Source organism: Corallococcus sp. AS-1-6 (genome assembly GCF_020037015.1).
Classification (GTDB): Bacteria; Myxococcota; Myxococcia; order Myxococcales; family Myxococcaceae; genus Corallococcus.
Map to the genome: position 1 here is coordinate 23804 of NZ_JAIQDE010000014.1, position 24428 is coordinate 48231.

25 protein-coding genes are annotated in these 24428 nt (G+C 70.5%); 4 read left to right on the top strand and 21 right to left on the bottom strand.

Going from position 1 to position 24428, the window contains the following annotated elements; translation table 11 throughout:
- Nucleotides 1–110: 110 nt before the first annotated feature.
- The gene (locus tag K8612_RS20285) at nucleotides 111–884 is read right to left on the bottom strand and encodes a DsbA family protein (RefSeq protein WP_223763499.1); all 774 of its coding nucleotides are present in this window, start codon (nucleotides 882–884) and stop codon (nucleotides 111–113) included.
- Nucleotides 885–979: 95 nt separating this feature from the next.
- Between K8612_RS20285 and K8612_RS20290 the strand changes: the two genes are divergently transcribed.
- Nucleotides 980–1819 (top strand): LysR family transcriptional regulator, encoded by an 840-nt coding sequence (locus K8612_RS20290; protein WP_223763500.1) that lies wholly within the window; start codon nucleotides 980–982, stop codon nucleotides 1817–1819.
- A gap of 45 nt (nucleotides 1820–1864) precedes the next feature.
- Here K8612_RS20290 and K8612_RS20295 read toward each other — a convergent pair whose 3' ends face one another.
- Both K8612_RS20295 and chrA read right to left on the bottom strand, forming a co-directional pair.
- The gene (locus K8612_RS20295) at nucleotides 1865–2164 is read right to left on the bottom strand and encodes a hypothetical protein (RefSeq protein WP_223763501.1); all 300 of its coding nucleotides are present in this window, start codon (nucleotides 2162–2164) and stop codon (nucleotides 1865–1867) included.
- 122 nt (nucleotides 2165–2286) lie between these two features.
- Nucleotides 2287–3450 carry a chromate efflux transporter gene (chrA, locus tag K8612_RS20300; protein ID WP_223763502.1) on the bottom strand — a complete coding sequence of 388 codons (1164 nt, stop codon included), beginning with the start codon at nucleotides 3448–3450 and terminating at the stop codon, nucleotides 2287–2289.
- A 310-nt stretch (nucleotides 3451–3760) separates the two neighbouring features.
- Between chrA and K8612_RS20305 the strand changes: the two genes are divergently transcribed.
- On the top strand, nucleotides 3761–4318 hold the full coding sequence (locus K8612_RS20305; RefSeq protein ID WP_223763503.1) for a hypothetical protein: 558 nt from the start codon (nucleotides 3761–3763) through the stop codon (nucleotides 4316–4318).
- Nucleotides 4319–4321: 3 nt separating this feature from the next.
- Here K8612_RS20305 and K8612_RS20310 read toward each other — a convergent pair whose 3' ends face one another.
- The 14 genes from K8612_RS20310 to K8612_RS20375 all read right to left on the bottom strand — a co-directional run bounded on the left by K8612_RS20310 (nucleotide 4322) and on the right by K8612_RS20375 (nucleotide 17929).
- Nucleotides 4322–5203: a DUF3014 domain-containing protein gene (locus tag K8612_RS20310; protein WP_223763504.1), complete on the bottom strand. Its 882-nt coding sequence runs from the start codon at nucleotides 5201–5203 to the stop codon at nucleotides 4322–4324.
- Between the two features lie 69 nt (nucleotides 5204–5272).
- Nucleotides 5273–6337, bottom strand: a complete 1065-nt coding sequence (locus K8612_RS20315) for a hypothetical protein (RefSeq protein WP_223738361.1) — start codon at nucleotides 6335–6337, stop codon at nucleotides 5273–5275.
- 11 nt (nucleotides 6338–6348) lie between these two features.
- Nucleotides 6349–7224 carry a ribonuclease H-like domain-containing protein gene (locus tag K8612_RS20320; protein ID WP_223763603.1) on the bottom strand — a complete coding sequence of 292 codons (876 nt, stop codon included), beginning with the start codon at nucleotides 7222–7224 and terminating at the stop codon, nucleotides 6349–6351.
- A complete protein-coding gene (locus K8612_RS20325; RefSeq protein WP_370639874.1) occupies nucleotides 7224–7649 on the bottom strand; it encodes a (deoxy)nucleoside triphosphate pyrophosphohydrolase in 426 nt (141 codons plus the stop codon). Before K8612_RS20325 ends, K8612_RS20320 begins: the two co-directional genes overlap by 1 nt.
- A gap of 8 nt (nucleotides 7650–7657) precedes the next feature.
- Nucleotides 7658–8797, bottom strand: coding sequence for a PQQ-binding-like beta-propeller repeat protein (locus K8612_RS20330; RefSeq protein WP_223738359.1), 1140 nt, complete (start codon nucleotides 8795–8797; stop codon nucleotides 7658–7660).
- A 46-nt stretch (nucleotides 8798–8843) separates the two neighbouring features.
- Nucleotides 8844–9653, bottom strand: coding sequence for a tol-pal system YbgF family protein (locus tag K8612_RS20335; protein WP_373692121.1), 810 nt, complete (start codon nucleotides 9651–9653; stop codon nucleotides 8844–8846).
- A 98-nt stretch (nucleotides 9654–9751) separates the two neighbouring features.
- The gene (gene der / locus K8612_RS20340; RefSeq protein ID WP_223738357.1) at nucleotides 9752–11161 is read right to left on the bottom strand and encodes a ribosome biogenesis GTPase Der; all 1410 of its coding nucleotides are present in this window, start codon (nucleotides 11159–11161) and stop codon (nucleotides 9752–9754) included.
- Between the two features lie 70 nt (nucleotides 11162–11231).
- Nucleotides 11232–12185, bottom strand: coding sequence for a GTPase Era (era, locus tag K8612_RS20345; protein ID WP_223763506.1), 954 nt, complete (start codon nucleotides 12183–12185; stop codon nucleotides 11232–11234).
- An 84-nt stretch (nucleotides 12186–12269) separates the two neighbouring features.
- Nucleotides 12270–12827, bottom strand: coding sequence for a peptidylprolyl isomerase (locus tag K8612_RS20350; protein ID WP_223738355.1), 558 nt, complete (start codon nucleotides 12825–12827; stop codon nucleotides 12270–12272).
- On the bottom strand, nucleotides 12824–13492 hold the full coding sequence (locus tag K8612_RS20355; RefSeq protein WP_223763507.1) for a peptidylprolyl isomerase: 669 nt from the start codon (nucleotides 13490–13492) through the stop codon (nucleotides 12824–12826). Before K8612_RS20355 ends, K8612_RS20350 begins: the two co-directional genes overlap by 4 nt.
- A 67-nt stretch (nucleotides 13493–13559) precedes the next feature.
- Complete coding sequence (rnc, locus tag K8612_RS20360) at nucleotides 13560–14333, bottom strand: ribonuclease III (protein ID WP_223738397.1); 774 nt, start codon at nucleotides 14331–14333, stop codon at nucleotides 13560–13562.
- A gap of 14 nt (nucleotides 14334–14347) precedes the next feature.
- Nucleotides 14348–15211 (bottom strand): hypothetical protein, encoded by an 864-nt coding sequence (locus tag K8612_RS20365; protein WP_223738353.1) that lies wholly within the window; start codon nucleotides 15209–15211, stop codon nucleotides 14348–14350.
- Nucleotides 15211–16356 carry an acyl-CoA dehydrogenase family protein gene (locus K8612_RS20370; protein WP_223763508.1) on the bottom strand — a complete coding sequence of 382 codons (1146 nt, stop codon included), beginning with the start codon at nucleotides 16354–16356 and terminating at the stop codon, nucleotides 15211–15213. Before K8612_RS20370 ends, K8612_RS20365 begins: the two co-directional genes overlap by 1 nt.
- A 43-nt stretch (nucleotides 16357–16399) precedes the next feature.
- Nucleotides 16400–17929, bottom strand: a complete 1530-nt coding sequence (locus K8612_RS20375) for an acyl-CoA carboxylase subunit beta (protein ID WP_223738351.1) — start codon at nucleotides 17927–17929, stop codon at nucleotides 16400–16402.
- A 217-nt stretch (nucleotides 17930–18146) separates the two neighbouring features.
- Here K8612_RS20375 and K8612_RS20380 point away from each other — a divergent pair, with 217 nt between their 5' ends.
- Nucleotides 18147–18527, top strand: a complete 381-nt coding sequence (locus K8612_RS20380) for a YtxH domain-containing protein (protein ID WP_223763509.1) — start codon at nucleotides 18147–18149, stop codon at nucleotides 18525–18527.
- Between the two features lie 85 nt (nucleotides 18528–18612).
- Here K8612_RS20380 and K8612_RS20385 read toward each other — a convergent pair whose 3' ends face one another.
- On the bottom strand, nucleotides 18613–19389 hold the full coding sequence (locus K8612_RS20385) for an enoyl-CoA hydratase-related protein (RefSeq protein WP_223738349.1): 777 nt from the start codon (nucleotides 19387–19389) through the stop codon (nucleotides 18613–18615).
- A 104-nt stretch (nucleotides 19390–19493) separates the two neighbouring features.
- Between K8612_RS20385 and K8612_RS20390 the strand changes: the two genes are divergently transcribed.
- Entirely contained in the window at nucleotides 19494–21482 is a 1989-nt protein-coding gene (locus K8612_RS20390) for a TIM44-like domain-containing protein (protein ID WP_223763510.1), read from the top strand.
- 3 nt (nucleotides 21483–21485) lie between these two features.
- On the opposite strand, the gene K8612_RS20395 is transcribed toward K8612_RS20390, so the two are convergent.
- Genes K8612_RS20395 through K8612_RS20405 form a run of 3 tightly spaced genes read right to left on the bottom strand, consistent with a single transcriptional unit; the run spans nucleotide 21486 to nucleotide 24413 of the window.
- Nucleotides 21486–22460: a hydroxymethylglutaryl-CoA lyase gene (locus K8612_RS20395; protein WP_223738347.1), complete on the bottom strand. Its 975-nt coding sequence runs from the start codon at nucleotides 22458–22460 to the stop codon at nucleotides 21486–21488.
- A gap of 20 nt (nucleotides 22461–22480) precedes the next feature.
- Nucleotides 22481–23200, bottom strand: a complete 720-nt coding sequence (locus K8612_RS20400) for a class I SAM-dependent methyltransferase (RefSeq protein WP_223763511.1) — start codon at nucleotides 23198–23200, stop codon at nucleotides 22481–22483.
- Between the two features lie 13 nt (nucleotides 23201–23213).
- Nucleotides 23214–24413, bottom strand: coding sequence for an aminotransferase class I/II-fold pyridoxal phosphate-dependent enzyme (locus K8612_RS20405; RefSeq protein WP_223763512.1), 1200 nt, complete (start codon nucleotides 24411–24413; stop codon nucleotides 23214–23216).
- Nucleotides 24414–24428: the final 15 nt, after the last annotated feature.

The following is a 24428-nucleotide window of genomic DNA, read 5'->3' on the forward strand; positions in this document are numbered from 1 at the left end:
GCAGTGCGGATCCACCCTGTTGGGTCGCCCTCAACGCAGCCAGGGCAGCTTCGTGACCGGCAATGTCGCGGCTTCGGAGAAGGGGAGCAGCCAGGCGCGGCGACTGAGCTTCACGCCTCGGACCGTTTCGTCGCCCGAGCGAGCGCTTCGACCATGCGCGGTCCGGTCGCGAAGCCGCTCGCGAGCACTTCGAGGCCGGCGCCGCCACGGTAGAGCACGGTGGGAAACCCGCTCACGCCCAGGGCCCTGACCGCCTGGAACTCGTTCGCCGTCGCCCGCTTCGCGTCCGCGTGGTCGAACCGGTTCAGGAACGCCCTGAAGTCGAGGCCGTGCGCGGCGCAGATGCTTTCGTAGAAGGGCGCCACGGTCGGGTCCTCCGCCTGGGCGTAGAACTTCCGCTGGATGGCGGCAAACACCTCGTACACTCGCGTCTCGGGTCCCGGTAACTCCGCGAGCATCTCGCGCATGACGAGGAACGCGCGGCACGCAGGCTCCGTATCGTAGTTGAACGCCGCCCGGTCGAGGAACCGGGTGGAGAACGGCTGGCCAGTGCGCGCGGCAACCTCTTCCCAATGGTGGCGCAGGAAGCCCTTGAACCGCTCGTTCCAGGGATCCCCGCCTCCCGCACGGAGCCCGCCCACCAGGACGCGGAAGGGGATGCCCCTGCGGTTTGCCTCCGCCTCCAGTTGGAGAAAGCCGGGCGAGCCTCCCCAGCACCAGGAGCACATCGGGTCCCCCACATAGATCACCTCTCCCACGGGCCCCTCCGCGTTCGGCCCGGCCCTCTTCGGGGCCGCGCCGGGGAGCGCGCATGCCCCGGTCTCGGGATCACACAGCGCCTGCGCGTCAGAGGGCGTCTCGTTCTCGTTTCTGGGGGGCTTCATGGCCAGCTCCTGGTGACGGTCGTTGCCACGCCCGGAGAGATAGCCCCAGCCCCCTGCGTTGACGACTCGCGTAGACGCGCACAGCATGTGCGTTCATGCACATCGCCTGGGACGACCTGCAGACCGTGGAGGCGCTGGTGCGCACGGGGAGCGTCGTGGGCGCGGCGCGCGAGCTCTCGCTGCGCCACTCGTCCATCTCGCGGCGTGTGGACGCCCTCGAGCGCGCGCTCGGGGTGCCGCTCTTCCTGCGTGGGGCGACGCTGCGCCCGACACCGCTCGGGCTCGCCATCGCCGAGCGCGCGGGCCGCATGCGCCCCCTTGCCGTGGATGTGGGGGGACTCATCGAGGAGCAGCGCCGGGCGCGCGCAGGCCAGATCGTCATCACCACGAACGAAGTGCTGGCATCCCTGCTGTTCGGCGCGCTGCGCACGTGCGGCTTCACACAGCGGGTCCAGGTGCGCATCTCCGAGAGCGAGCTGGCGCTGGAGCCCGGGGTGACGGACCTGGCCTTGCGTCCGAGTCACACGCCGGGCGGGGCGCTGCGGGGCCAGCAACTCGGGAGGCTGCGGCTCGGAGTATTCCGGGCGCGGGCCGCCAGGCCGGCCCCGGCGGCCTGGGTCCTGCCATCCGAGAACCTGCGCACCCGATCCTCCATGCGCTGGTGGAAGGCGGTCCCCGAGGACGCGGAGGCCCTCGTGGAGTGCGACACGCTGCTCGGCATCAGGGACGCTTGCGTCGCGGGCCTGGGGCGGAGCGTGCTCCCGGCGCTGCTCGCCGAGGGGGACCCGCGACTGGTGCTGGAGGAGAAGCTCCCGGGCGGCCCACCGGTATGGCTGCTGTCCGCCGCCACCCGGCGCGCAGACGCGGCCCTCCGGAGGGCTCGGGAGTCACTCTCGGAAGCCCTCCGGAGCGCCCCGGGCGTGTGGGAGGACTGAGGGCCTCGTTCAGCCCGGGCCCCCAGCCGACGCCCGGTCCGCGATTCAGCTTTCCGCGCTGGCCTCCGGATGCTCTTCGCTGCACACCTGCGGGACGTCATCAGCCTGGAGTGCTTCGCCCGGCATCACCGACGCCGAAGGCTCGGTGGGGGCGAAGACACCCGAGGCGCACTCGACGATGTTCCAGTCCGCGCACGTGGCCCACCGGTTGTGGAAGGCACACGGGTAATCGCAGGTCTTGTCCCAACAGATGTCATCGCACTGCGGCGGCAGGGCCAGGGCCGCGGTGGGTGCGAGGGTGAGGACCGCCGAAACAGCCAGCAGAGACTTCATCAGCTTGGGCATGTTTGCTCCGTTCGTGTGCACTGCGACCCCCAGGTGGATGCCCTTCCATCAGGAATGGGAAAGGCAAACATCCGGAGGGCCCAATTCTTAGCAGGAAAAACGGCGCCGGTTGGGCCATCGCTTCACAACAAGGACCGCAACAGCCCGGCGACAGCACCGCCCAGCACCAGCCAGGCCGAGTTGACCCGCCAGCGGAGCAGCAACGCGGCTCCGGCCACGGCCAGGGCCACCGTCCAGCCATCCACCAGGGCCGCGCGTCCCAGTTGCCAGGTCACCACGGCCATGAGCGCCAGCGAGGCCGCGTTGACGCCGTCGAGCACCGCGCCCGCGGTCCGCGACCGGCGAAGCCTGGGAATCAGAGGGCCGCTGAGCGCCACGAAGACGAAGGCGGGCAGGAAGATGCCCAGCGTCGCGAGACCGGCGCCGGGGGTTCCACCCACCAGGTAGCCGATGAAGGTCGCGGTGGTGAAGACCGGGCCCGGCGTGAACTGGCCCACGGCCACCGCGTCCAGGAGCTGGGCCTCGGTGAGCCAGCCCCAGCGTTCCACGAGGTCCGCCCGGAGGAAGGCCAGCAGGACGTAGCCGCTGCCGAACAGGACGCTGCCGACCTTGAGGAAGAACAGGAAGAGGCCGCCAAGGCTGAACGGCACGGCGGCCGTGGCAGCCATGGCCGTGACACCGTGGAGGGCGAACGGCGTCAGCGCGACCGTCGACCTGGACGCGGGGGACGCCCGAAAATGGGTCCAGGCCGCCAGGGCGCCACCGGCCAGGGCCAGGATGAGCAGCTCGTTGGCGCCAAGGGCGCTCGCCACGGTCGCGGCAATGGCCACGGCGACCCGGGGGCGCGTCGTCAGGGCCGTCTTGCCGAGTCCCCAAAGGGCCTGGAGGACCACGGCCAGGATGACGGGCTTCACGCCGTACAACAGGGCGTCGACTTGCGGCAGGGTGCCAAAACGCACGTAGGCCCATGCCGCCGCGAGCGTCAGGAGCATCGCCGGGACGATGAAGCACACGCCGGCGACGATGAGCCCTGGCCAGCCCGCACGCCGGTGGCCCAGGTGGATGGCCAGTTCGGTGGAGTTGGGACCGGGGATGAGGTTCGTGGCGCCCAGCAGGTCGAGGAACTCTTCACGGGGCAGCCAGCGGCGGCGCCGGACGACCTCGTCTTCCATCATGGCGATGTGGGCAGCAGGGCCCCCGAACGCCGTCAGCCCCAGCCGGAGGAAGACCCGCGCGATCTCACCAAGCGAGCCCCGGGCAACGTCGTGGGAATGCGTTGAGTCCATGCGCCGCGGGAGCCTCGTGATGAACCGGAACCGACGGAATCGCGGCGGATGGTGCCACGGCGCCAGGGAGGGGATGGGCCTCGATGAACCCCACCCAGGACCCCAGAGGCTCAGTTTACATAACGCTTCTTATCAGACGCTTCGACCAGGGGTTCCCCAAGGATTCCAGGCGCTTCCCCGGCCACCCAAGTCCTCCCTGGACGTCCGCGCAACCGGCCCATCCCCGGCCCGTCGGCCACCAACCTCCGGCCGCCACGCCGTGGAATCTCGTGCTTCCCGAGTCCGGGTCCGGAACGTACCTTGCCGCCCCATGCGCCTCTTCCGACGAACCGGACTCGCCGCGCTGTGCGGCCTCACCGCGGCCCTGCTCACGGGCTGTCCCGAAAAGACGTCCCAGGCCCCCGTGGATGGCGGCGTCACCGGCGCCACGGCGGCCCCGGACTCGGGCCCCGAGGCCGTGGCCTTCACGCTCCAGTACCAGGCGCCGGATGGCGGCTCCGCGCTCATCCCCCTGGCCCTGGAGGAAAAACCGCTCGTGGAGCCCACCTCCGACCTGGAGCTGCGCAGCACCCTGGGCCTCAAGAACTACCGCGTCCGGCTCATGGACGAAGCCGACCGGGCCATGGTCTCCGACGACTCCGTGTCCGAGGCCGATGACGGCCTCGTGTACCGCATCCACCTGCCGCAGCCCCTCAAGACCGGCTACTCGTACACCCTGGTCGTCGACTCGCAGACCGGATCGTCGTTCCAGGACTCGCGCGGCCGCGACGTCGAGGACCTCCGGGCCTCGTTCCAGATCATCGGCGACAAGGAAAAGCCCAAGCCGCCTCCGCCGCCCGCCAAGGGCGGCAAGAAGCGGTCCAAGTAGCCGTCATTCCTGGGTTTCTGACTGCCCCGGCGCCTGATCCGGCAACGGCTCGGGCGTGGCCGGCGCCGGGGTCGGCAGGTTCAGCGCCGTGCGCAGCTCCCGCAGCTTCGCCTGGATGAGCCGCATGTTCCCCGGGCCCATCCGCAACAGGTGCTTCTGGGCCTTGCTCAGCCCCTCCAGCTCCGGCGACGCATAGACATACAGCGCGCCCTTGGGCTCCACCTCCACCGGCCCCTTCGGCACCGGCACCGCCAGCAGGTGCTGGATGGCCCGGCCGAACGCCGTCTCGAAGCCCTGGTCCGGCGGCGCGATCTCCCGGTACGCCTGGTCGATGAGCGGCTTCAGCTCCCGGTACATCATCGCCGCGCCGGACGCGTCCAGCGACCCCAGCACCCGGGCCACCAGGTCGTAGCGCGCGTAGCTCTGCGGCGCGATCTCCGAGCGCCCGTTCGCCCCGGCCGCGCCCACCTGGAACGCCCCCACGGGCGCCATGAACGACAGCGACGCCCGGGGGCTCTCACCGTCGGCGATGTTGCTCACGGACGCGGTGAACCGGCGCGCCAGGTCGCGCTCCTGGAGCCACTTCGCCAGCTCCGGGTCCACCGACAGCTTGCCCACCAGGTCGCGGATGCGTCCGTCGCTCTCCGGCAGCGACACCTCCGCGGGCACCTCCGCCACGCCCGCGTCCACCACGGGCGGCGCCGTCACCACCGGCGGCGCCTCCGACTGGCGCCTCAAGCCGAAGTACGAACCCACCACCCCCACGACCATCAGCGCGACCAGGATGCCCAGGACCTTGCCCCGCGACGGAGCCTTCGGCGGCTCGGCCTCCGGCGGCGGTGGGTTTCCTCCAGGGGCCGGGTTCACGAAATTCGGATCACTCATGGTCCCGGACCTTACAGACAGGCCTCCGAGCCATTCCACGCGCGCGTGAACAATCCACGCCGTCTGTGTTCACCGCTCGGAGAGGACCTCGTCCGGCAGGCGCCAGAGCTGGCCATCCTCCGGCGACAGGAGGAAGCCGCCAGGCAGCAGGTGCACCGACGTGACAGCCTCCGTGGACAGCGGCAGCTCCCACGCGCACACGGGCCGCAACGTGAGCGGGTCCAGTTGAAGCAGGTACCACTCCCCCGCCTCCAACAGGTCCTCCACCGCCACCAGCACTGCGTGCGCCATCACCAGGCCGGTGTACCCCGTGGCGAGCGTGCCCTGTTCCGGCAGCAGGAACTCCGCCGCCAGCGTGGCCTCCGGGTACGTCCAGCGCCGCACCCAGGTGCCGCCCACGCCGATGAAGCCCGAGCCGTCCGGAAGGAACCCCGCCGGATAGAACGGCGCCTCCACCGAAGCCACCGCCGCGCCACGCACGAGCCCCGTGTCCCCACGCTCCACGAACGTGAGCCACGTGCCCTCCTGGCCCAGGCTCACCGACACGCCCATCACCGGCAGGCGCGGATGCGGCATCCATTCGTGCAGCCCGTCCAGGTCGTCCTCGCCCAGCGCCGGCGTGTCGAGTTGGAGCCCCGCCTCCGTCCCCGCCACGTCCGATAACGTTCGGGCATCCAGGACGCGCACCGCCGCCCGGCCGTCCTGGAGACCGCTTGCCCAGAGGCCCTCGCCGGTGACGTCGAACCCCAGGGCCTGCGTGTGCCGCGTCCAGGCCCGCGCGGGCGTCTCCACCGGACCGCCCTCCGGCGCCCGGCCCACCACCTCGATGCGCCCAGGCCCCAGCACCGCCGCGCACCGGAGCGACGGATGCAGCGCCACGAGCCCCGTGGCCCGAGGCAGCTCCAGCGCGCGCCCCGGAGGCCAGGACTCCCGCGCCTCGAGCACGGCCAGGCGCCGCGTCCCCAAGGCCAGCCCCACCGCGGCGCTCGAGCCCGAGCCCGTGGGAGGCAGCACGAAGCCGTCGCCCGCCCACTCCGCGTCCGTCACCGGCAGCGTCGTGACGCGGGTGAGCGCCACGCGGCGGCTGGGAATGCCCCACGGCGTGCCGGGCCTCGGCCGGCCAATCCAAGGCACGACCTGGCCGCTCAGGAATCCTGCTCCATGGCCCGCACGCGCGCGAGCGTGTCCACGTCGCGCTCGGTGGGGCCCAGCTCCAGGAGCAGCCGGCTCACGTCGTACAGCAGGTCCCCGCGCTCGAAGACCTTCAGCCGGGGGACGTCCAGGTTCAGGTCGTCCGCGCCCTTGTTGTACGTGAGGTCCATCAGCGACCGGAGCTGGAACGAGTCATAGAGGTTGTACTCGACCAGGTAGCGCAGGGCCTCCACGTCGCCGCGCCGCAGGTACGCGCGCCACAGCAGCACGGCGTCGTAGCCGTTGACGCCCTTCAGGTGCGGCGGCCGGCCCACGCCCAGCTTGTCCTCGATCTCCTTCAGCCCGCCGCCCATCCCCAGCCGCCGCGTGACGAAGCGCAGGTCGATGTGCGCCTCCGGCACCGGGAAGTTCTTCTCGCCGAAGTAGTCCCTCAGCACCGGCACGTCGAAGCACGAGCCGTTGAACGTCACCCACAGCCGCCGCTTCCCCAGGGCCTCCGGCAGCGCGTCCATGTTCCGGCCCTGGATGAAGACGCGCAGCCCCGCGGCGTCGAACAGGCTCACCACCGTGGGCACCTGCGTCTTGCTGCCGTCCGTCTCGATGTCGAAGTAGACGGCGTCGTCCTGGAACTCCGGGAACAGGCGCCAGTGCTCGCGCGGCGGCACCATGCGCGCCAGGTCCTTCAAGTCGCGCCGGGCCAGCGCCGCCCGCGCCTCCGCGATGCGCTCGCGGGCCACCGTGTCCGCCTTGCGGCTGATGACGATGCCGCCGTCCGGGAAGTCATCCCAGGTCCGGATGCCCTTGGACCACAGGTCCTTCTCGCGCCACGGCCCCACGCCGGGGATGAGCTGGAACGTGTGCAGCAGCATCAATCGAGCGCACCCAGCCTTCCCGCCAGCAGGTCGTCCAGGAGCGGCACGTCCGCCTCGCAGAACGGCAGCGCCTGCATCTCCGTGGGCGTGTGGAACGCGAGCTGGTGCGCGCCCAGCGGCTTGGGCTCACCGGACACCAGCGTGGCCGCGAACAGCACCAGCTCCACCGTGAGGTCCGGGTACGTGTGCCGGCCCTCCCACAGGCGGCGGCCCACCGACAGCTCCACGTCCAGCTCCTCGCGGCACTCGCGCGCGAGGGCGGCTTCGTCCGTCTCGCCCGCCTCCACCTTGCCGCCGGGGAACTCCCAGAGGAGCGCGCGGCTCCCACCGGGGAGGCGCTGCTGGACCAGGTACCGCGGCCCGCCGTCTTCCGGACCGGGCCGGGGAATCAGCGCGGCCACCACCCGAACCGTCCGGGGCACGGCGCGCGTCACCCGCGCGGCCCCTTCTTCACGTCGTTCAGGTCCAGCGCGTACAGGTACGCGTTGTTGGACAGCACGTACACCCTCGAGCCCACCACGAACGGCGGCGCGGTGATGCCCACGCCCGGGTTCCACGCCATGCGCGACCTGCCCGTCGTCGGGTCCACGAACAGCAACGCACGCTCGTTGGGCACCAGGAGCATCCCCCGGGCCAACACCGGAGCGAGCGCCGTCCTGTCCTTGAGGGGGAGCGACCAGATGAGCTTCCCCGTCTCCCCCAGGTAGGCGTCCACGCGGCCGTCACCGGTGGCGAACAGCACCTCGCCGCGCGACAACAGCGACGTCAGGCCGCCCACGCTGGTGTTCCAGATGACGGCGCCGGAGTCCGCCTCCAGGGCGTACAGGCCGTTCTTGTACGACGCGACATACAGCCGCCCCGCCGAGTCGATGGCGGGCGTGGTGTCCACGTCCAGGAACTCCGTGCCCGCGCCCGACAGGGACTTCTCCCAGACGACGGCGCCGTCCTCCACCTTGAGGGCGACGAGGAAGCCGTCGGAGAAGCCGACGTACGCGGTGTCCTGGTCCACCCTCGGCGCGGAGGCGCCCCGGATGGTGAAGCCGGACGGCGGGTCACGCCGGTACTGCCACACCCACGTGCCGTCCGTGGCCTTCACCGCGAACACCGTGTCGGTGTCCGTGGACACCAGCACCAGGCCGTCCGCGAGCACCGGCACCGTGGCCAGGGACTCGTTGGTGGCGTACTTCCACTTCACCGCGCCGGTGCGTCCGTCCAGCGCGTACAGCACGCCGTCACCGCCCGGCACGTAGACGACGCCCTCGCTGACCAGGCCGCCCGCGAGCGCCCGGGCTCCGGTGCGCAGGGACCAGGACACCTTCCCGTCCGGCCCCACCGCGCGGACGTAGCCGTCGCGCGTCTGCACGATGACGTTCCGGCTCTCCGGGTCGTACACCGGGGAGGCGGGCTCGCGCGGCGAGTACTCCAGCAGCGGGACCTTGTCGACGAGCCCCGTCCACCAGTCCACCCGGAAGTAATCCACCGGCGGCTGACGGGGCGCCGCGGGCAGCTCCGGGTTGCCGTACAGCGGCGCCGTCGCGCACCCGGCCAGGAGCCCTGCCCCGGCCGCCATTCCCACCCACCGCTTCCACCGAGCAAGCCGCATGGTCATGAGCGCGCTACGGCTGCCCCGCGTCCGTGTCCGTCGCGGCGGGCGGCGCCGGCGTGGGCACCTTCACGCCCTCCGCGGCCAGCACCGCCATGCGCTCGGTGGCCTGACGGGCCGCGGCGCTGTTCGGGTGGTCCGTGGGGATCTTGGACAGCACCTGCGCGGCCTCGTCCTTCTTGCCCTGGAGGATGAGCATGCGCGCCTTGTGGTACGCGCCCATGCCGACCAGGTACTCGCCGGTGTCCGCCTTCTCCATCGCCTCGAAGGAGGTGATGGCCTGGGCGTAGTCGCCCTTGGCCTCGTAGGCGTAGCCCTGGCCCTCCAGCGCGCTCGCGCGCAGGGCGTCGTTCTCCGGGGCGCCCTTGAGGAAGACGTCCAGGGACGCCAGGGCGTCGTCGTTCTTGCCCAGCCGGAACTCGGCCTTGGCCTGCGGCAGGGCGGCCGTGGTCGCCGAGCGGGTGCCGCCGTGCTCCTTGCGGAAGGCGGCAAGCTGCTTCACGACCTCCTCGTCGCGGGCCTGCACCGTGGGGAACGGGGGCTCCGAGGCGGAGGGGTCCACCGGGTCCACGCCCGTCACGGGGCGCTCCAGGACGGTGAGGGCCTGGCCCAGGGCCATGGCGGCCTGCTCCTCGCCGCGCTTGGACACTTCACTGGCGATGCCCACGCCCACCGCGCCCAGCACCAGCACGCCCGCGCCGATGGCGAGGAACTTCTGGCGCTGCATCAGCCAGTCCCGCGCGTCCGCGCCCACCTTCTGGAAGGCGTCCGGCTGACGAAGCTCCTGCTGGCGAATCTTCTCGGTCTTCTGCTGGGCCACGATGAAGGGACCTCTCTCCGGCTCGACGGTGCTCTTCGCTCTGCTGGGAAAGCGGCGCACTGTAAAGAGCGCCCGCTGGGAGTGTCAACGCGCGAGCGCGGTCAGTCACGCCCCGCGCGCTTCCCACCCTTGCCGCCCTTCCCCGCCAGGTGCGGGTTCTTGCGGGCTTCGCGCTTGGCCTTGCCTGGCCGCTCGCGGAAGAGCAGGCGGATGGGGACCCGCAAATCGAACGTCTTGCGGATCTGGTTGGTGATGTACCGCTTGTACATGTCCGGCACGCCCTGCGGTTCGTTGCAGGTGAGGGTGAAGGTCGGCGGGGCCGCCGCCACCTGGGCGATGTAGTACAGGCGCAGCGGCTTGCTCTTCACGATGGGCGCCGGGTTGTTGTCCACCATGTAGTCCAGCAGCTTGTTGAGCTGGGGGGTGGGCGCCCGGAAGCGGAACTGCTTGGCCAGCTCCACCGCCACGTCCACGACCTTCTCCACCTTGGAGCCGTGCAGGGCGGACGTGAAGATGACCGGCGCGTAGCCCACGAACTTGAGGGCGATCTTGAGGTCCTCGCGGAAGGCCTCCTGGCGGCGCTTGTCCTCCGCGATGAGGTCCCACTTGTTCACCACGATGACCAGCGCGCGGCCCCGGTCCATGGAAAGGCCCGCGAGCTTCGCGTCCTGATCCACCGCGGGCTCGGTGGCGTCCATCAGCAGCACCGCCACGTCGCTGCGCTCCAGGACCTTCAGCGCCGCGATGACGGAGTACTGCTCCACCTGGTGCGCGATGGTCTTCTTGCGCCGGATGCCCGCGGTGTCCGTGAGGATGAGCGGGTTGCCCTTGTACGTGACCTCCGAGTCGATGGGGTCGCGCGTGGTGCCGGCGACGTCGCTGGTGACGACGCGCTTCTCCTTGAGGATGGCGTTGACCAGCGTGCTCTTGCCCACGTTGGGCCGGCCGATGATGGCCACGCGGATCTTCCCGTCGTCCGGCGGCGCCTCGGAGTCCTCGCCCTCCTGCTTCTCCGGGAGCTTGGACACCACGGAGTCCATCAGGCTGCCCATGCCCAGGTTGTGCTCGGCGGACATGGCGTTCACGTCGCCCAGGCCCAGGCGGAAGAATTCGCCGGCCAGCGACTGCATCTGCCCGGACTCGTTGTCCAGCTTGTTGGCCGCCACGACGACGGGCTTGCCCGCCTTGCGCAGGTAGTTGGCGACGGCCTCGTCCGCGGTCGTCATGCCCGCGCGGGCGTCCACCACGAAGATGATGACGTCGCACTCCTCCACGGCGAACTGCGCCTGCTCGCGCACCTGCTTGAGCAGCGTGTCCTTCTCACCGGGGACGAAGCCGCCCGTGTCGATGAGGGTGAAGGCGCGGCCCTCCCACTCCGCGTCGGCGTAGTGCCGGTCGCGGGTGACGCCGGGCTGGTCCTCGACGAGCGCGATGCGCCGGCCCACCAGGCGGTTGAACAGCGTGCTCTTGCCCACGTTGGGGCGACCGACAATGGCGACCAGCGGCTTCATGGAGTCTCTTTCGACGGCGACGACGACTTCGAAGGCAACGACGTCTGCGGCACGGACTTCAGCGGCGACATCACTCGTAACCCAGCTTCCTCAGGCCCGCGGCGCGCTCGCTCCAGCGGGCCTCCACGCGCACGCGCAGGTCCAGGTACACGTGCGCGCCCAGCAGGCGCTGCACGGACTTGCGCGCGTCCGTGCCGATGAGCTTCAGCATCTGCCCCTGCTTGCCAATCAGGATGGCCTTCTGGCTGTCGCGCTCCACGTAGATGGACGCCGCGATGCGGATGAGGCCGCCCAACTGGCCGGGGGGCGTACCCGGGCGCGGCTCGCGCTCGGACTCGTCGAACACGTCCACCAGCACCGCGGTGGAGTACGGGATCTCCTGGCGGCAGTGCCGCAGCACCTGCTCGCGGATGTACTCCGCCACCAGCACGCGCTCCTGCTGATCCGTGAGCATGTCCTCCGAGAAGAGGGGCTCGCCCTCCGGCAGGTGGCCCAGCACGACCTGGAACAGGTGCTCCACGCCGTCCTTCTCCCGCGCGGAGATGGGCACCACCTCCGCGAAGGGGAACTCCTGGCCGTAGAGCGCGATCAGCGGCAGCAGCTTCGACTTGGGGATGGAGTCGATCTTGTTGATGACCAGGAAGGTGGGCTTGCCCACCTTCTGCAGCCGCTCGAGGATGGCGCGGTTGCCCGGCGTCACGTCCAGCGTCTCGCCCTGGGGCGGCTCGATGAGGAAGAGGACCAGGTCCACCTCCTCGGCCGCGGAGAGGGCGGCCTCCACCATGTAGCGGTTGAGCTCTCCCTTGGCCTGGTGGATGCCGGGAGTGTCGATGAACGCCACCTGCCCTTCCGGGCGCGTCACCACGCCCAGGATGCGGTTGCGGGTCGTCTGGGGCTTCGGCGAGACGATGGCGATCTTCTCGCCCGTGAGGACGTTGAGCAGCGTGCTCTTGCCCACGTTGGGCCGGCCGATGAGCGCGGCGAAGCCAGCGCGAGGGGTCTTCTTCTGGGACTGGGAGGCCATACTTCCGGAGGTGATCGGTGGGCCTTCCGACTGCGACGGGAAGGCCCCGGGGGAACTGCCAGGGTACGGCGGCGGCGGACTGCCTTAAGACGGCCGCGCCGTGGAGATGGTCAACGTCTGGATGCGCACGTCCCGGCGGGGACGGTCGTTTGAATCCTTGGGAAGCTCGTTGGCGATGCGGTCCACCACGTCCTGCCCCTCCACCACCTCGCCGAAGATGGTGTACCGGTTGTCCAGGTGGGGCTGCGGCGCCGCGGTGATGAAGAACTGACTGCCGTTGGTGTTGGGGCCGGTGTTGCCCATGGCCAGCACGCCCTTCTTGTCGAAACGCCGGCCACCCTGGAACTCATCCTCGAAACGGAAGCCCGGGCCGTTGTTGCCCCGGCTGGTCGGGTCCCCGCCCTGGATCATGAAGTCCTTGATGCAGCGGAAGAAGAGCGTCCCGTCGTAGAGCGGGCGGCCGTGCTGGGGCTGGAACGTGATGGGGTCCGTCCACGGCTTCTCCCCCGTGGCCAGCCCCACGAAGTTCTCCACCGTCTTGGGCGACTCCTTGGAGAACAGGCGCACGACGATGCGCCCCTCCGTGGTCTGGAAGGTGCCGAACAACTCCGTGCCCGCGCGGGCCTGTTCCATGAAGCTCATTGCGGGGGGCTCTTGGGGGCGGCGGGCTTGGGCGCGGACGGCTTCCTGGGCGCCTTTTCACTCAGCGTCATCGTCTCCAGGACCACGGGCGTCTGCGGGCGGTCCTGCGCGCTGCGCGGCACGTTGCCGATCTTCTCCACCACGTCGTAGCCGGTGACGACCTCGCCGAAGATGGTGTGGCGGCCGGTGAGGTGCACGGGCGTGCCGGTGGTGATGAAGAACTGGCTGCCGTTGGTGTTGGGGCCCGCGTTGGCCATGGCCAGGATGCCCGGCTTGTCGAAGCTGCGGCCGCTCTGGAACTCGTCCGCGAAGCGGTAGCCCGGGTCGCCCCGGCCGGTGCCGGTGGGGTCGCCGCCCTGGATCATGAAGCCCGGGATGACGCGGTGGAAGACGGTGCCGGCGTAGAGCGGCTTGCCCTTCACGGGCTCGCCCGTCTTCGGATCCGTCCAGGTCTTCTCCCCCGTGGCCAGCCCCACGAAGTTCGCCACCGTGTTGGGCGCGTCCTTGGAGAAGAGCTTCACGGTGATGACGCCCTGGCTCGTCTTCAGGGTCGCGTAGAGGTCCTTTCCGGCCTGGACCTTCTTCGTCCAGGGCCCCGCGGCGGGCTCGGCGGCCAACGCCGCGACGGCGGCCAGCGCCACGGTGATACCGAGAAGACGGTGCATACGGGACAGCCTCCTGGGCAGGAAAGCGCGGACCCTACCCCCCACCCCCCTCCCGCTCCAAGGGCTTTCACGCCGGAGGGTCGTCCGGGGAAGGACCTCCCGGGACGGGCGCCACGACAGCCGGGGATGCCACGACAGCCGCCTCCGCCTTCAGGCGCTCCAGCGTGGTGCGCGCGGCTGCCTGCTCGGCCTCCTTCTTGTTCCGGCCGGTGGCCCGGGCGTACACGGCCTCCCCGATGCACACCTCCACCTCGAACACCTTGGCGTGCTCCGGGCCCGTCTCCGACACCACGCGGTAGCGCGGCGACAGCTTGAGCTTCTCGTGGGCCAGCTCCTGGAGGAGCGTCTTGTAGTCCAGGCGGCCCGCGCCGGAGGCCACCTCCTCCACCAGCTCCCCGAAGACGCGGTCCACCAGGGCCAGCGCCGGCTCCAGGCCGCCGCTCAGGTACACCGCGCCCAGCACCGCCTCCAGCGCGTCCGCGAGCAGCGAGTTCTTGTCGCGGCCTCCGGACTGGGACTCGCCCCGGCCCAGAAGGAGCAGCTCGCCCAGGCGCAGGCTCCGGGCCACGCGGGCCAGGCCCTCCTCGTGGACGACGCGGGCGCGCATCTTGGTGAGCTCGCCCTCGGGGACGCCGGGGCAGCGGTCCATCAGCCGGTGGCTCACGGCCAGGTCCACCACGGCGTCGCCCAGGAACTCCAGGCGCTGGTTGTCCTTGAGGTTCTGGTCGCGGTTCTCGTTGACGTACGTCTTGTGCGTCAGCGCCTCCAGGGCCAGGTCTCGCTTGGAGAACTGCACGCCCAGGCGTGCCTCCAGGGCCTGCACCCGTTCGGCCAGGGTCATCTTCTCCACGCGGCTCACTCCTGGGGTGCGTCCGGGCCCACGAGTCGCACGGCCTCCGGCGCGACCTTCAGCAGGTCCGCCACCAGTTGCACGACGCCGGGGAACTCATCCAGTTCGAAGCGGCCCGCCCACACCTTGCCCTGGGTGCCCGCCAAGAGGCCCCGGAAGGTGCGCCCGGCGATGCGCGCGGCGGCGAAGCGGAAGGCCTTGCCCTCCACCTGCAACTGCGCCAGCAGCTCCAGGCTGCTGCGCGGCGGCACCAGCGACTGCGGTCCGAACTTCTCCACGATCTCCACGAAGCGCACCGGCTCCGCGCCGGCCGCCACCTGCGGCGCGCGCGGCACGGGCTCCCCGAGCAGCGCGCCCAGGTAGCCCGTCAGCGCGGCCTTCTCGCGGAACTCGGACAGCTCGATGACGTGCCCGGCGGCGGTGGCCAGCTCCTCCCGGCCACGGATGGCCTGGGCGATGCGGAAGTTGCCCATCCGGTCCGCCACCAGCTTCACCGCGAGCTGCCCCTCCCGCACGTTCGTGGACAGCTCCAGCGACTGCGGATCCACGTCCGCGGGCAGGCCCAGCAACTGCAGCTCCTCCGAGCGGCGCTGCAGGTGGAAGACGTGGTCGCTGAAGGTGTCCAGCAGCAGCGCTTGCATCTCCTCCGCCGCGTCGATGGCGGACAGGAGGATGGGCGTCATGCCCACCACGGCGGGCGGCGCGATGGGGATGAGCCGGTCCCCCATCACCTGGAAGGTGATGTCGGTGATGAAGTCCCTGGTGATGGGGTTCACCAGGGACGCGGCCTCCAGGTCCAACACCACTTCGACGCCGGACGGCTCCTCACGGACCTGGAGCCCCAGCTCACGCAGCCGAGCGGTATCCATCAGGCCCCTTTGAAGGTCTCGCGGGCGATGATGGTGCGCTGGATCTCGCTCGTGCCCTCGCCAATCTCACAGAGCTTGGCGTCGCGCAGGTAGCGCTCCACGGGGAACTCGCGCGTGTAGCCGTAGCCGCCGTGGATCTGCACGGCCTTGTTGCAGCCGCGCATGGCCGCCTCCGACGCGAAGAGCTTCGCCATGGAGGCCTCCTCCGAGTACGGCTGCCCCGCGTCCGCGAGCCGCGCCGCCCGGTACACCAGCAGCCGCGCCGCCTCCAGCTCCGTCTTCATGTCCGCCATCATCCAGCGCAGGCCCTGGAACTCGCCGATGGGCTGGCCGAACGCGGTTCGGTCCTTGGAGTACGCCACCGACTCCTCCAGCGCGCCGCGCAGGAGGCCCACCGACAGCGCGCCGATGGTGATGCGGCCCTTGTCCAGGATCTTCAGCGTGTCGATGAAGCCGCGGTCGACCTCGCCCACGATGGCGTCGTCACCGACCTCCACGTTCTCCAGGATGAGCTCGGCCGTGTCCGACGAGCGCATGCCCAGCTTGCCGTGGATGGAGCGCTGGCTGAAGCCGGGGATGCCCTTCTCCAGCACGAAGGCGGTGATGCCCTTCTGGCGCTTCTCCGGCGACGTGAGCGCAAGCACCACGAACACGTCACCCACCGTGCCCTGGGTGATGAACATCTTCGCGCCGTTGATCACCCACTTGTTGCCCTTCCTCACGGCGGTGGTGCGCATGCCGGACGCGTCCGAGCCGGATCCCGGCTCGGTGAGGCCCCACGCGCCCAGCCACTCACCGGAGGCGAGCTTGGGCAGGTAGCGCTGGTGCTGCGCCTTGTTGCCGAAGACGCGCACGTGGCTGGTGCCCAGGCCGTTGTGGCTGGCCACCGTGAGCGCGAGCGAGCCGTCGTAGCGGGCGATCTCCTCCACGGCCACCGCCACGGCGAGCGAGTCCATGGCCGCTCCGCCGTACTCCTCGGAGACGAGCATGCCCAGCACGCCCAACTGCCCCAGCTCCTTCACCACCTCCATGGGGAACTTCTCGTCCTTGTCCCACTCGCGCGCGTATGGCTTCACGCGGCGTTCGCAGAATTCACGGAGGGAGGCCTGCAGGGCGCGGTGGCTTTCAGGAAGTTCGAAGTCCATGGTCAGGTGCGGAATCTAGAGCGTGAATGACGGGTGGGGAACTTCAGACCGGGTGGACACCGTGCTTCTTCTCCGCACGGGGCTGGAACCGGTCCGCATACAGTGAATAACGCTGCATCAATTCCCCGCGCAGGGAGTCGCCGGGGACCACGGCGTCGATGATGAGCTCGCTGGCCAGCTTGAAGATGTCCACGTCCTGCTTGTACTCGTCGCGAAGCTTCTGGACGAAGGCCGGCCGCTCGGCCTCCGGCAGCTCTTGAATCTTGTTGAAGTAGACGGCGTTCACCGCCGCCTCCGGGCCCATCACGGCGATCATCGCCTGGGGCAGCGCCAGGGTGGCCTCCGGGGCGAACCCGGGTCCGCTCATGGCGTAGAGGCCGGCGCCGTACGCCTTGCGCACCACCACGCAGATGCGCGGCACGCTGGCCTCCGACACCGCGGAGATCATCTTCGCGCCCGCGCGGATGATGCCCGCGCGCTCCACCTTGGTGCCGATCATGAAGCCCGGCACGTCCGCCAGGTAGAGCAGCGGGATGTTGAACGCGTCACACAGCCAGATGAACCGGGCCGCCTTGTCCGCGCTGTCCACGAACAGCACGCCGCCCTTGTACTTGGGCTGGTTCGCGACGATGCCCACCGGGCGGCCGCCAATGCGCGCCAGGCCGGTGATCAGCTCCTGCGCGAAGAGCTTCTTCACCTCGAACCAGCTTCCCTCGTCGATGAGCTCCGCGATGAGGGCGTGCATGTCGAACGGCTTGTTCTGATCCGGCGGGACGATCTCATCCACGCGCTTGCCGCTGTGCTTGGGCGCCTTCACCTCCACCTGGGGCGGGGCCTTGGAGAAGTTCTCCGGGAAGAAGGCCAGGTACCGCTTCGCCGCGGCGATGGCCTCCTGTTCGGTCTTCACCAGCACGTCCCCCACGCCGGACACGGAGCAGTGCATCTTCGCGCCGCCCATCTCCTCCAGGGTGACCTTCTCGCCGATGACCATCTCCGCCATGCGGGGGCTGCCCAGGTACATGGAGGCGTTGCCCTCCACCATGATGACCAGGTCGCAGAACGCGGGGATGTACGCGCCGCCCGCGGCGGACGGGCCGAAGAGCAGGCAGATCTGCGGGACGAAGCCCGACAGGTGAACCTCGTTGTAGAAGATGCGGCCCGCGCCTCGGCGGCCGGGGAACATCTCCACCTGGTCCGTGATGCGCGCGCCCGCGCTGTCCACCAGGTAGAGCAGCGGGCAGCGCAGCGCCTTCGCCGTCTCCTGGATGCGGAGGATCTTCTCCACCGTGCGCGCGCCCCAACTGCCCGCCTTCACCGTGGAGTCGTTGGCCATGATGGCCACCGCGCGGCCATCAATGCGCGCGACGCCGGTGACGACGCCGTCGGAGGGCAGCTCCGGGTCCAGGTTGTTGGCGAGCTTGCCGTCCTCCACGAAGGAGTCCGCGTCCACGAGCAACCGGATGCGCTCGCGCGCGAAGAGCTTGCCCGTCTCCGCGTTCTTCGCGTGGTACTTGGGCGCGCCGCCCTTCTCCACCTGGGAGAGCTTCTCGAGCAGTTTCTGATCTGAGGACATGGCCGCCGTCCCATACCAAGAAACCCCTGGCCTGGCTGCCTTCTTGCCGCGCCAGCCGCCAGCCGTGCCGTCCAGCGGACGACGCATGGGGCCACGGCGGAGCGCTTCGGGGGGTGTCGCATGGGGCTTCCCTGCCTACCTTCATGTCGCACGGGGGGTGTGCACCCAGGCGGGCCACGAACCACCCCGTGAACCGCATCCGGCCCAGGAGGGACCCATGTTCAGAGCGAAGAAGGCGACGTGGCAGGCGAAGGCTTTGGCCAAGAGCAAGCTGTACCGTCAGTTCCTGGCCCACCAGTTGCTCGACCAGCTCCCCGAGTACGCGGACAAGGCCGGCAAGGTGGCCCGGAAGTCCTGGGACCGCTTCGACCCGGACGACGCGCTGCGCTATGTGGGATTGACGACGTACAAGCCGGCGCGCGCGGGCCTGGGCGGCCTGGGGGCGTTCCTGCTGGGCGCCGCCGCGGGCAGCGTGGTGGCCCTGCTGCTGGCCCCCAGCCGCGGCACGGAGCTGCGCACCACCGTCAAGGACAAGGCGATGGGCTACATCAACAAGCAGGGCGTGAACATCGGCGGGGAGAAGACCGCGAGCGCCTGATGCCCGGCTGAAGTCGTGACGCAAGCAGGGGCAGCACGGCCCGCGGGCAACCGCGGGCCTGCCGCCCCTGTCGCTTTCGGGAGGCTCAGCGGCCTTTATAGACAGGGGGACGCTTCTCCGCGAAGGCGCGGAGCCCTTCCAGCCGGTCCTCCGTCTTGAGCACCTCCTCGTACTTCTTGAGCTCCAGCGCCAGCGCGTCCTCCAGCTCCAGGCCGGTGCCCTCGTCGATGGCATGCTTGGCGGTGGCCACGGCGACGGGGGCGTTCTCCACCACGGCCTCCGCGAGCTGGAAGGCGACCTCCAGCAGGTGCCCTTCCGGGGCCAGCCGGTTGACCAGGCCGATGGTGAAGGCCTCCGCCGCGTTCACGCGCCGGGCGGTGAGGATGAGGTCCTTGGCGCGCCCGGGGCCGATGAGCCGCGCGAGCCGCTGGGTGCCGCCGCCGCCGGGGATGATGCCCAGCTTCACCTCCGTGAGGCCCATCTCCGTGGCGGGCGAGGCGACGCGCAGGTCGCACGCCAGGGCCAGCTCCGTGCCGCCGCCGAAGGCCGCGCCGTTGATGGCGGCGATGAAGACGCAGTCGCTCTTCTCGATGGAGCGCAGGGTGACGCGCAGGCCGTTGAGGAAGGCGCGCACCTCGTCCTCCGACATGGTGGTGCGCTCCTTGAGGTCCGCGCCCGCGCAGAAGGCCTTGTCGCCCGCGCCGGTGAGGATGACGGCGCGCACGGCGCGGCCGGAGGACACGCGGGACACGAGCGCGTCCAGTTCCTGGTGCATCGCGCGGCTGATGGCGTTGCGGCGGCTCTCCCCGTCGATGGTCCAGATCTCGATGGCCCCTCGGGCCTCGACCTTGAACTCCGGCATCTTCGCTCCCGGTGACGGGCCGCGGTGGGCGGCCCGCGTGAATGGCGCGCAGCCTGAAACCTGTTCACCCGACTGGCAAGCCGTAAACGGATAGGATCCTGCCCATGCCTTCGTGCTCAACGACGAAACGCCCGTGGCGGTGGCTGCCCGGCCTGCTCACCGTGTCCGCCCTGCTCGTGCTCGCCCTGCCGCTCGTGGCCCTGGCACGCGGCGGTGGAGGCGAGCACTACACGTCCGGCCGGGACCGCGGCAACGGCGGTGGCGGAGGCGACGGCCTGCCCCTCTGGCTGATCTTCGATCTGATCCGCCTGCTCTTCCTCTACCCGAAGGTGACCGTCCCGCTGCTGATCATCGCCGGCGGAGCCTGGTGGCTCTACAAGCGCAACCTGCACCCGGACGCCACCACCCGGCGCGCGTTGGATCAGCGTGAGGCGGAGGCGCGCACGGAGGTGTCCGGCCGCGACGTGCAGGGCTGGGTGAACGCGCTGAAGCTCAAGGACCCGTCCTTCGAATTGGAGCCCACGCTGGAGAAGGTGCGCTGGCTCTTCCTCGATCTGCAGAAGTCGTGGTTCCGCCGGGACATGACGCCGGTGCGCCCCTTCCTGTCGGACGCGACGTGGCAGCGCTTCAACGTGCAGTTGGCGCTGATGCAGGCGCAGGGCGTGCGCGACGCGCTGGCGGACATGAAGGTGCTGGACGTGCAGCTCATCGGCCTGCACCAGACGCAGTGGTACGACAGCATCCACGTGCGCGTGCGCGCCAGCATCCGCGACACGGACGTGCCCGCGAACCAGACGGACGCGCAGGCCATGGCCGCGGCGAGCAAGGTGGCCCCGGAGGTGTTCACGGAGGTGTGGACCTTCGTGCGCAAGCCGGGCGCGCAGACGCGCATCGGCGAGGACCTGTTCCAGGGCAAGTGCCCCAACTGCGGCGCGCCGTACAAGGGCGGCGCGTCCAACACCTGCGAGTTCTGCGACGCGGTGGTGAACTCCGGCAACTACGACTGGACGCTGTCTGAGATCACGCAGGGCGTGGAGCACGTGCGCCACCACAAGCAGGTGGACGGCCTGATGCAGGCGCGCGAGGCGGACCCGGCGCTCAACCTGGAGATGCTGGAGGACCGCGCGTCGCTCCTGTTCTGGAAGTGGATCGACGCGCAGAGCCGCAACGAGCCGCAGCGCCTGTCCAAGGTCGCCAACGCGGACGCCCTCACGAAGCTGGACGCGGAGCTGGGCCAGTTGGCGAAGCAGGGCCGCCGCCGCGTCTTCCTGGAGTGCGCCGTGGGCGCGGTGGACGTGCGCGCGCTGGAGGTGCACCCGGAGTCCTTCGACGAGGCGCAGGTGGAGATCCGCTGGAGCGCCCGCATGGGCGTGGGCCCGGCGAACGAGCGGCCCCCCAGCCTGCCCACGGTGCCGCAGCGCTGGGTCTTCACGCTCCTGCGCCGCCACGGCGCGAAGACGAACACGGACACCGGTATGTCCACGGACCGCTGCCCGCAGTGCAACGCGCCCACCACCAACAGCGCGGCCAACACCTGCGAGTTCTGCGGCACGGTGCTGGGCAACGGCGAGCGCGACTGGGTGCTCGCGTCCGCCCTCCCCTTCGAGTCCTGGAACGTCCACCACGCGCAGCGCACGTCCCGGAACGTGGCCCGCTACCAGGAGGCCCGCCGCGCCGAGCGCGGCACCGTGGCGCCCCCGCCCGTGGACGTGGGCGGCCATGCCGTGGGCGACGGCGACGGCGACCGCGTGGTGACGGACGTGAAGGAGCGCGAGCGGCTGCTCTACATGATGGCGTCCATCGCCGCCGCGGACGGTGAGGTCTCCAACGCCGAGCGCCGCCTGCTCAAGCTGTGCGCGGAGCGCTGGAGCGTGTCGTGGGCCAACGTGGAGATGGCCCTCAACGCCGGGCCGCAGCTCTTCGAGCGCCTGGTGCCGCGCGGCAGCCCGGAGGCGGAGGTGTTCCTGCGCCACATCGTGGAGATGGCGCTGGTGGACGGCCGCATCGACCGCAAGGAGCGGCGGATGCTGCAGATCGCCGCCCAGCACCTGGGCCTGGAGGAGAAGCTCCCGGCCCTCCTCGGTGACCACTGAAGCTCAGGTCTGCGCGCGGCGGGTGGCCTTCTTGTCCCGCTCGCCGAGCGCGGCCTGGAGGTACTTGCCCGCGAGCTTCCGGCCGATGAGCTCCTGGGCGATCTCCCCGGCCTCCACCAGCTTGTCCAGGTCGATGCCGGTGTCCACGCCCATGCCGTGGAACATGAAGACGGCGTCCTCGGAGGCCAGGTTGCCCGCGGCGCCCGGCGCGTAGGGACAGCCGCCCAGCCCGCCGATGCTCGCGTCGAACGTGGTGACGCCCGCGGACAGGCCGACGAGCGCGTTGGCCAGCGCGGTGCCGCGCGTGTCGTGCAGGTGCAGCGCCAGGGTGTCCACCGGCATGTGCTGGAGCAGCGCCGCGAGGATTTCCTCCGTCTGCCGGGGCGTGCCCACGCCGATCGTGTCGCCCAGGCTCAACTGGTAGATGCCCGCGTCCACCAACTGACGGCAGATATCCACCACGCGCTCCACCGGGACGTGGCCCTCGTAGGGGCAGCCCCACACGGTGGACAGGTAGCCTCGCACGCGCATGCCGGCCTTGCGGGCGGCGGCCGTCACCTCCTTCGCGCCGGCCAGCGCCTCCGCGATGGTCTTGTTGATGTTCTTCTTGGAGTGGGCCTCCGACGCGGAGATGAACACCGCGGCCTCCTCCAGGCCCGCCGCCTGCGCGCGCTCCAGGCCCTTCAGGTTGGGCACCAGCGCGGAGAAGACGACCCCGGGGCGGCGGCCCACCAGCTTGAGCAGCTCCTCCGCGTCCGCCAACTGGGGGATCCACTTGGGTGACACGAACGACGTCACCTCGATGCGCTTCTCCCCCGCGGCGACCAGGGCGTTGATGAGGCGCGCCTTGTCGCGGGTGGGCAGCGTGCGCAGCTCGTTCTGCAGGCCGTCGCGGGGGCCGACCTCGTACACGTCGACCCGGCGGGGCAGTTGCCCCAGCAGGCCGACCCGCGTTCGCGATGTCTCTTTCGGATCCACTGGACGTGTCCCGGGCGCCGTCACCGGCGCCCGGCTCCCACGATGAGGTCGGTCGACTCGGGTGTCACCGGCGCGCCATCCAGACCGCCGTGCACCCACTCCACCGAAAAGCCCGTGCTTTCCAACAGCCCCTTCAGTTCCGCAAGAGGATAGTAACGAAGCGTGTACGCCGCTCGCAGGACGCGACCGTCAGGCAAGGTGAGCTGACGCTGCCCGACATCCCTTCCACGCGTCGCGTCGAAGCGGCTCTCCTCCTCCAGGAGACTCCCATCCGGTAACCGCTCGCGGAACGACGCGCCCGGACTTCCGGCCAGCCGCTCGTAGGGCACCGTCTGGAACACCAGCCGTCCGCCGGGCTTGAGCGCCCGCGCCACCTGGCGCAGCACCTGGACGTGCTCCGCGTCGCTGAAGGCGAAGAGTGTCGAATACCAGGCGTAGGCGCCCCCCAGGGTCGCGTCCTGGAAGGGCAGCGCCCGCAGGTCACCCCGCACGGCGGGAAAGCCGGGGCGGCGCAGGCGTAAGGAAAGCGGATCCAGCTCCAGGCCCACCACCCTGCCCGCGAGCGCGCCCGCCGCGTTGAGCCGCGCCGCGTGCCGGCCGTGGCCGCAGCCCAGGTCCACCACCGGGCCCTCCACGTCCGCGAACGCCCGGGACAGGTACTCCCCTTCCCGGGCCGTCACCGCCTCGGAGAGGAACGGCAGCGTGCTGCGCAGGTACAGCTCCCCGAAGAAGTCGCCCACGGCCGTGCGCGCCTCAGCGCTCGAGGGCGGGCAGCTTCTCGCGCAGGCGGCGCACGGCTTCGTCCAGCACGCCCTCCGTCTTGCAGAAGGCGAAGCGCGCGAAGCGCTGGCCCAGGTGCCGGTGCTCCGGGCCGTAGAAGACGCTGGGCGGGATGCCCGCGACGCCCACCTCCGTCACCAGGTGCCGGCAGAACGCGACGTCGTCCTCGAAGCCGTAGCCGCGGATGTCCGCGAGGATGAAGTAGCTGCCCTCCGGGGAGAAGGCCTGGAGCCCCGCCTCGCGCAGGCCCGTGAGCAGCCGCTCCCGCTTGGCGGTGTAGAGCGCCGTCAGCTCCTGGAAGTAGCTGTCCGGCAGCCGCAGCGCCACGGCCATGGCCGCCTGGAACGGCGACGCGGTGGCGAAGGTGACGAACTGGTGCGCGCGCTGCACCGCGTCCCGGAGCGGCGGCGGCGCGATGATCCAGCCGATCTTCCACCCCGTCAGGCTGAAGGACTTGCCCGCGCTGCTCACCGTCACCGTGCGGTCCGCGAGCACCGGCACCGTCGCCGCGCGGAGGTGCTTCGCGGGGGCGAAGACGATGTGCTCGTACACCTCATCCGCCAGCACCTTCACGTCGTATTCGGCGCAGAGGTTGCCCAGGAAGTCCAGTTCCTCGCGCGTGAAGACCTTGCCCGTGGGGTTGTGCGGCGAGTTGAGGATGAGCAGCCGCGTCTTGGGGCCGAAGGCGGCGCGCACCTCGTCCCGGTCGAACCACCAGGTGGCGTGCTCCGCGTCCGGCGGGCGCAGCGGCACGTAGCGCGGCGTGGCGCCCACGAAGGCGATGTTGGCGTCGTACGAGTCGTAGAACGGCTCGAAGGCGACCACCTCGTCGCCCGGGTCCACCAGGCCGAGGATGACGTCGAGGATGGCCTCCGTCGCGCCGCTGGTGACGGTGACCATGGTGTCCGGGTCCACGGCGTGGCCGTGGAAGCGCTGCGCGTGCTCCGCGATGGCGTTGCGCAGGTCCTTGGCGCCCATGCCGGGGGCGTACTGGTTGACGCCGCCCTGGATGGCCTTCCACGCGGCCTCCTTGACGGCGTCCGGCCCGTCGAAGTCCGGGAAGCCCTGCCCCAGGTTCACGGCCTGGTGCTTCAGGGCCAGCGCGCTGAACTCGGAGAAGACGGTGGTGCCGAAGCGGGAGACGCGTTGCGCGAGCACGGGCCGGCGGGACATGGGTCAGGCCTCTGG